The sequence below is a fragment of the Corynebacterium sp. NML120713 genome (assembly GCF_001875735.1).
Lineage (GTDB): Bacteria > Actinomycetota > Actinomycetes > Mycobacteriales > Mycobacteriaceae > Corynebacterium > Corynebacterium pseudogenitalium.
Genome location: NZ_MLCR01000007.1, coordinates 100269 through 106948 on the forward strand (window position 1 = coordinate 100269; position 6680 = coordinate 106948).

Here is a 6680-nt window from a genome sequence, read left to right on the forward strand (position 1 = left end):
CATTGCGACGTTGCCACCGTCTGAGGGGCCTGAGCGTGATTCACGTCTCGGCCAGCCGTCGGCGAGAGCCGATGACGCGTACAGTGGCGCCCATGACTGAAACGACGACTTCATGCAAGAAGGTTCTGTACATCGGTGGACACGGCAAGGTGGGGTTGTTGGCGGCGCCAAAACTCGTTGCCGCTGGCCACACTGTTCATTCCCTCATCCGCGACCCCGACCAGGCTGCCGATATTGAAGCGCTCGGCGCGACCCCTGTCCTGCGAGATCTGACCGAGATCTCCGTTGTTGCCTGGGCTGAGCTCCTTGCTCAGTACGACGTCGCGGTGTGGGGAGCCGGTAACGGTGGACGTGCTGGCGCCGAAGTGACGTGGGCGGTCGACCGTGACGCTGCCCTGGCTTCCATTGCTGGATTGGAAAAGCTAGCTGCGGAAGGCAAACAGGCACCGGCTTACGTGATGATTTCGTACGTCGGCGCTACTGAGAATACGACTGATCCTTCGGATGAGTCGTGGTATGCGTATGTCGAGTCGAAGAAGGCCGTCGATAACAAGCTGAATTCGACGGACCTCAACTACCTCATCCTTGGCCCGGCGGCGCTGACCGAAGAGCCTGCCCGGGGTATCGCCGTGCTGGATAGGGATACTCAGCACACCAGCACTATGACGACCTCCCGGGAGCTTGTTGCGGACGTCGTTACCGAGGTGGTCGGTCGCGAGGTATTCCCGGCGTCGCCGCTGGAGTTTATTGACGGTGAGGGTAGCGTCAAAGAAATCTAGAGGCCAGAGACTCAAGCGAAAGGTAAAGCGTGATGAGCGAGCGAGTGTTGAACACGGGTGAAGATTTGCTCGAATACGCGGTGAATATTGGTCCCTAGAATATGAAGCTGGTTTCGGGAGACGAAGCGGATATTGAACTTGCGGATTACGTTGGTGCTCCGTGGGATTGCTTCGCCGACGAGTAAAACGCATAGCTAGTTGTAGCCGTCACTGCGAGTGGCGGCTTTTGGCCTGGGGGCGCTCATACTTGGCGACGATCGGTGGAGTCTTTTCTGTTCCCCTCAGTGGCGTTACGCCTTGTCTGTGTACAAGTGGCGGGAGAACGCTGAAAGAGCTACGGCAGCGCCTACGGCAATCGTTCAGGCCCAGCCAGTCGCCAGATATGCAAGGGCAGTAACGAGGATGTAGATGGCTGCGTTGTTGAGTGGTGAGTTCATCAGGAAGCATCCTTTCGCACGAGCGCGACTGTGTCCCAGGTGAGGGCGACAACCGCGACCGCAAGCAGGATCCATACGATGGGACTGCTAGGGGCAACGATGTAGGCGAGAAAGAATGCCAAGACTGCGATTGTGGACATTTGAGGTCCTCCTGTCGTACTGACGCGGTGAGATCCAGTGCTCCGAGTATCCTGTCACAGTTAAGGGGGTAGACATTAAGAATAGCGCATAGTAGTTCTGCCGCCACAGGCCAGGGAGTTTTCCTATTCGAGCAGGTGTTACCAGCCGGGACGTCGTCCTGGTAGGTCAATTTGGTTTTGTGGGCTGCTCACTTCATATCCGAGCTGGCGAAGTACTTCCGCCGCAGTCTCGCAATCCTGCTTCACCACTGCATTGATTTGGTGTTTCAAAAACTCGTGCCGCCCAGCCTCAACGTGCATCTGCCAACCGGACTTACCCATAAAGCCGAGCTCTGTGATGCAAAACTGAATGACGTCTTCAAGGCAAACACGGAAATGATGACCTCCAGTGGGGTAGTGAAGATTCTGTTGTTCAAAACCTGCTTCGCTTTGTTTGTTGCGTTCGAGCAACATAGCTAGTGCTGGGGAGTTGGAGCTGACATGAATGTGTGCGGAAGGACGTTTCTGTGAACCGCGAAGATACTCAAACCGAACAATGGGATGGACTTTTCGCTTCTTTTTCGGGCCGTAGACAAAGCGTACGCCGTAGCTACTGGAGTGAGTGGAAAGGAAGCTGTCAGTACGATCGAGGGTGATTTTGCAGTTTACGTGGAGCTCCGCACCTCCGGTTTCTGGGATCTTGTATGAGAGGGGTGCAAGAAGTTCGAAAGATCCCATGCAGGTATCAGGGTTGCAGAAGCTAAATCCAGTAACCAAGTGGTCAGAGACGGTGGCTGCTATTAAATCTGTGACTTGTTGCTGGAAGGCGGCAAACTTAGCTTCAAACTGGTTACTATCCACTATTCGCCAATTAGAAACTCGAGGGCCTCGTATTCTGAAAGCGTCCGTGCCTCATCGTACGTGAGGTCATTGACAGCGCGAAGGCGTTTGAGATCGTCGATAGTTTGCGGGTGGAGACTTTTTACCAGCCGGTCGCGTAATTCTCGAAGTTGCCGGGTGTTTTTCCTGCCAAGCATTGGAGCTGTCATTGTGGGCACCACCTTTCTGTAGAGTGAATCATGCCAGGAGATGGAGCTGCGGTCAATGGCTGGTTCGATGCGATCTAAGCTGCGTAGATGCAAGACACGGGGGTACGGGAAGGGGGACGTCGATAAACGTTTTCTTCCCCTAAGCCTTGCCTAACTTTTATATGTGTTTTAGGGTGAGCGAGGTAACCCTACCCTTGGATATGAGTAGCGAGGATGCTTTTCAACATGATTCGTTTTTCACGTAAGACCATCGTGGCTGTCGCAGCCGCCGCAGCGATGACGCTGACCGCCTGCTCTGAAGCAGAGTCGAACAACGCGTCCACTTCGGAGACCCAGGCTAGCGCCTCCGCCACGACGGCCGCCGCGGAAAACGGCACCGTGACCGTGACCGACAACTATGGCGAAAAGACTGTGCCGACTCCGCCGAAGCGCGTTGTCGCGCTCGACAACCGTACCTTCGAGCTTCTGGACTCCTGGGGCGTAAAGCCAGTTGCGGCGCCAAAGAAGTTGGTTTCGAAGGATGTTCCGGGCCTGCGAGACAATGACGATATTGCGGACATCGGCAATCACAAAGAACCGAACCTGGAGATCATCGTCGCGTCTGATCCGGACGTCATCATCTCGGGCCAGCGCTTTGAAAAGTACGACGACGAGATCCAGAAGCTTGTTCCGAACGCAGTGCTCGTTGACTTTGAGCCACGCGACGACGAGCCGTTCGACCGTGAGCTAATCCGCCAGACCCTCGAGCTCGGCGAAATCTTCGGTAAGCAGGCCGAAGCGGAGAAAACCGTCGAAGACTTCACCAAGGCAGTACAGCGTGTTCGCGACGCATACGACCCAGCGCAGACCGTGATGGCTGTCAACGTCTCTGGCGGTGAAATCGGATATGTTGCCCCGGGCATCGGCCGCACCTTTGGCCCCCTCTTTGACCTCGTCGGCTTCACTCCGGCGCTGAAGATAGAAAACGCCTCGAGCGACCACAAGGGTGACGACATTTCCGTGGAGGCGATCGCCGACTCCAACCCAGATTGGATCTTCGCCCTCGACCGCGACGCGGCGATCAAGAAGGAAGGGGAGTCTCCGGCTGCGCTGAGCGTGCTGAGCGACTCCGCCGCACTGCAGAATGTCACCGCGATCAAGGAGAATCACGTCTATGTGGCTCCGCAGGACACCTACATCAACGAGTCCATCCTGACCTACACAGAAATCCTGAACGAGATCGCTGACAAGCTGGAGGCCGCCAAGTAATGGCGCAACCGGGTACGCGCACCCACCCCAAACTTCTCAACTGGAAGTTAGGGGTGGGTCTCGTCATTATTGTCGTACTGCTGGTCCTGTCCCTATTAGTGGGCCAGTACGATGTTTTCCGCTCAAACGACGGCTGGGACATGTTCAAAACCACCCGCGTTCCGCGTACTATCGCGTTGGTGCTTGCTGGCGCCGCAATGGCGATGAGCGGTCTGATCATGCAGATGCTCACGCAGAACCGTTTCGTTGAACCCACCACGACGGGTACCACCGAGTGGGCTGGCCTGGGCTTGCTGGCGTCGTACGTATTCTTACCCGATGGCACCATCCTGCAGCGCATGATCATTTCCGTCACGTTCGCTTTTATCGGGACGATGGTCTTCTTTGCATTTCTCCGTAGGGTGACGCTGCGTTCGAGCCTGATCGTCCCGATCGTCGGCATCATGCTGGGCGCGGTCGTCAGCGCATTCTCCACATTTTGGGCACTTCAAACTGACTTGCTTCAGTCGTTGGGGATCTGGTTCGCCGGCTCATTTACCTCGGTGATTTCCGGGCAGTACGAGGTCTTGTGGATCGTCGTCGCCGTGGTGGTCGCCGTGTTCTTCTACGCCGATCGCCTCACGGCCGCGGGCCTCGGAGAGGACGTCGCAACGAACATTGGCCTCAACTACGGTCGCATCATCTTGGTCGGTACGAGCCTCGTTGCGGTCGCAGCTGGCGTCGTGACGGTGGTCGTCGGCAACCTTCCTTTCCTTGGGCTGATTGTCCCCAACATTGTTTCCATGATGCGTGGCGACGACCTGCGCTCCAACCTTCCGTGGGTTTGCCTCCTCGGCATCGGCATCGTCACGGTTTGTGACTTGCTGGCTCGCACGATCATCGCCCCGTTCGAGATCCCGGTGTCCGTCATCTTGGGCATCATCGGTGCGGTAGTCTTCGTTTTCTTGATTGTGAGGCAGAGTCGCCGTGCCTAAACAACCTATCGACGCCCGCTTCGTCGGCGCCTTCCAATCCAGCAGGAGCAAAACCCGCTACTGGGTAATTCTTGCGTGCCTTATCATCGCCGCGGTCTGCTTTACCGCGGGTTTGCTGGCCTACGGCAACCCCATGGACTTCGGCACCACCGGATACTGGTTGATTGCGAAGCGCCGTTTGAACTCGGTTATCGCGATGGCGATTGTGGCGCTGTGCCAAGCGGTGGCGACCGTCTCGTTCCAAACGGTGACGAACAACCGCATCATTACGCCGTCCATCATGGGTTTTGAAGCCCTCTACGTGTCGATACACACCTCAACCGTGTTCTTCCTTGGCGCCGCGGGTCTGAATAATGGATATACGCTCCAGATGTTCGTGCTGCAGTTGGTGCTCATGGTTGGCCTGAGCCTTGTGCTGTACGCGTGGCTGTTGTCTGGAAAGCACGCAAATATGCACGCGATGCTGCTGGTTGGCATCGTGATCGGTGGCGGACTCGGCAGTGTGTCGACATTCATGCAGCGCCTCCTGACACCCAGCGAGTTCGACGTCCTCACGGCGCGGCTGTTCGGCTCAGTCAACAACGCGGATCCTGAGTACTATCCGGTCGCTATTCCGCTCGCGGTCGCCGCTACCGCATTGCTGGTCTTCAACTCACGCCGCCTCAACGTCCTCGCACTCGGCAGAGATGTCACCGTGAACCTCGGAGTTAGCCACCGATTCCACTCGATCTTCACATTGGTGCTGGTTTCCGTCTTGATGGCGGTCTCGACCGCGCTCGTCGGGCCGATGACGTTCCTGGGGTTCCTCGTAGCGACGCTCGCGTACCAATTCTGCGATACCTACGACCACCGTTACATCTTCCCAATGGCAGTACTGCTGGGATTCTGCGTACTCAGTGGCGCCTACTTCATCATGAACCACGTGTTTTATGCGCAGGGCGTCGTGTCAATCATCATTGAGCTCGTCGGTGGCATCACCTTTTTGGCAGTCATCTTGAAGAAGGGACGCTTATGATCACGCTGAAAGAAGTCCGCAAAGACTACGGCGACGACGTCAAAATCGGACCCGTCAATATCGAGATTCCCGCTGGTGGCATCACCGCGCTCGTTGGACCGAACGGTGCGGGCAAGTCGACGCTCCTCACGATGATTGGGCGTCTCTTAGCTATCGACTCCGGCACCGTCGAAATCGGCCGTATGGACGTCACCAGCGCTAAATCAAAAGATCTCGCAAAGATCATCTCGATCTTGCGTCAGGAGAACCACTTTGTGACGCGCCTGACGGTGCGCCAGCTCGTCGGCTTCGGGCGCTTCCCGTACAGCCATGGACGTCTCACTCCCGAGGACGAGCAGATCATCTCGAAGTACATCGACTTCCTTGGTCTCCACGAACTCGAAAACCGTTACCTGGATCAGCTCTCAGGAGGGCAGCGTCAGCGCGCTTACGTTGCGATGGTGCTCTGCCAGGAAACTGACTATGTTCTTCTCGACGAACCACTAAACAATCTCGACATTGCACACTCGGTGGAAATGATGAAGCACCTGTACTCCGCCGCGAGGGACTTCGGGCGGACCATCATCATCGTGCTGCACGACATCAACTTCGCAGCGAAGTACGCCGACTACATCTGCGCCACCAAGGATGGTCAGATCGCCGCGTTTGGGACTCCGCGCGAAATCATGAACGACGAGTTGCTCACGCAAATCTTCAACACGCCCGTGCATGTAATTGAGGGCCCGGATGGGCCACTCGCTACATATCACTAAAATGCTCGTTACGCAGGCGATTTGTGTTGTTTGTTGGTTCGTGGTTAAGTTATCCCTCGTTGCCGACGAGCGGCCTGGCCGCTTGGAGGGAATGATCAAAGTGAATAAAGTTGCTGCTTGTGGGCGGTTTCGGGTCTGGCTGGTTTGGTTGGATTTGACTTTGTGTTTACGGGTGTGTAGCTTTGTTTCAGCTGCTTGACGCTGGCTCTGGTTGGGGTTGGTTGTTGGGTGTGCGGTTGTTGTTTGAGAACTCGATAGTGTGCCAATGTACTTTTTATTTTTTTGATTGCATTGACTTTTGGTTGCG

The 6680-nt window shown here is 56.2% G+C and carries 8 protein-coding genes; 5 read left to right on the forward strand and 3 right to left on the reverse strand.

The genetic code is table 11. From position 1 onward, the window contains the following. Nucleotides 1-92 precede the first annotated feature (92 nt). Nucleotides 93-779 carry an NAD(P)H-binding protein gene (locus BJP06_RS04375; RefSeq protein ID WP_071572934.1) on the forward strand — a complete coding sequence of 229 codons (687 nt, stop codon included), beginning with the start codon at nucleotides 93-95 and terminating at the stop codon, nucleotides 777-779. A gap of 436 nt (nucleotides 780-1215) precedes the next feature. Here BJP06_RS04375 and BJP06_RS12050 read toward each other — a convergent pair whose 3' ends face one another. After that, entirely contained in the window at nucleotides 1216-1356 is a 141-nt protein-coding gene (locus BJP06_RS12050) for a hypothetical protein (protein WP_177224258.1), read from the reverse strand. A gap of 138 nt (nucleotides 1357-1494) precedes the next feature. Next, nucleotides 1495-2196: a hypothetical protein gene (locus BJP06_RS11830; protein WP_143110537.1), complete on the reverse strand. Its 702-nt coding sequence runs from the start codon at nucleotides 2194-2196 to the stop codon at nucleotides 1495-1497. 413 nt (nucleotides 2197-2609) lie between these two features. Here BJP06_RS11830 and BJP06_RS04390 point away from each other — a divergent pair, with 413 nt between their 5' ends. The 4 genes from BJP06_RS04390 to BJP06_RS04405 are packed head-to-tail and all read left to right on the forward strand — an operon-like array spanning nucleotide 2610 to nucleotide 6373. Beyond that, on the forward strand, nucleotides 2610-3632 hold the full coding sequence (locus tag BJP06_RS04390; protein ID WP_071572951.1) for a siderophore ABC transporter substrate-binding protein: 1023 nt from the start codon (nucleotides 2610-2612) through the stop codon (nucleotides 3630-3632). Continuing rightward, nucleotides 3632-4606: an ABC transporter permease gene (locus tag BJP06_RS04395; protein WP_071572937.1), complete on the forward strand. Its 975-nt coding sequence runs from the start codon at nucleotides 3632-3634 to the stop codon at nucleotides 4604-4606. The genes BJP06_RS04390 and BJP06_RS04395 overlap by 1 nt, the downstream gene beginning before the upstream one ends. Further along, nucleotides 4599-5621 (forward strand): iron chelate uptake ABC transporter family permease subunit, encoded by a 1023-nt coding sequence (locus BJP06_RS04400; RefSeq protein ID WP_071572938.1) that lies wholly within the window; start codon nucleotides 4599-4601, stop codon nucleotides 5619-5621. Before BJP06_RS04395 ends, BJP06_RS04400 begins: the two co-directional genes overlap by 8 nt. Then, nucleotides 5618-6373 carry an ABC transporter ATP-binding protein gene (locus BJP06_RS04405; RefSeq protein ID WP_070362871.1) on the forward strand — a complete coding sequence of 252 codons (756 nt, stop codon included), beginning with the start codon at nucleotides 5618-5620 and terminating at the stop codon, nucleotides 6371-6373. The genes BJP06_RS04400 and BJP06_RS04405 overlap by 4 nt, the downstream gene beginning before the upstream one ends. Nucleotides 6374-6468: 95 nt before the next feature. On the opposite strand, the gene BJP06_RS12200 is transcribed toward BJP06_RS04405, so the two are convergent. After that, on the reverse strand, nucleotides 6469-6680 hold a 212-nt coding region (locus BJP06_RS12200; protein ID WP_218161314.1), incomplete at its 5' end, for a hypothetical protein.

What these genes read in the sequence shown, in the direction of transcription:
- BJP06_RS04375 (WP_071572934.1), top strand. Translation starts at nt 93, where the DNA reads ATGACTGAAACGACGACTTCATGCAAGAAGGTTCTGTACATCGGTGGA.
- BJP06_RS12050 (WP_177224258.1), bottom strand. Translation starts at nt 1,356, where the DNA reads ATGTCCACAATCGCAGTCTTGGCATTCTTTCTCGCCTACATCGTTGCC.
- BJP06_RS04390 (WP_071572951.1), top strand. Translation starts at nt 2,610, where the DNA reads ATGATTCGTTTTTCACGTAAGACCATCGTGGCTGTCGCAGCCGCCGCA.
- BJP06_RS04395 (WP_071572937.1), top strand. Translation starts at nt 3,632, where the DNA reads ATGGCGCAACCGGGTACGCGCACCCACCCCAAACTTCTCAACTGGAAG.
- BJP06_RS04405 (WP_070362871.1), top strand. Translation starts at nt 5,618, where the DNA reads ATGATCACGCTGAAAGAAGTCCGCAAAGACTACGGCGACGACGTCAAA.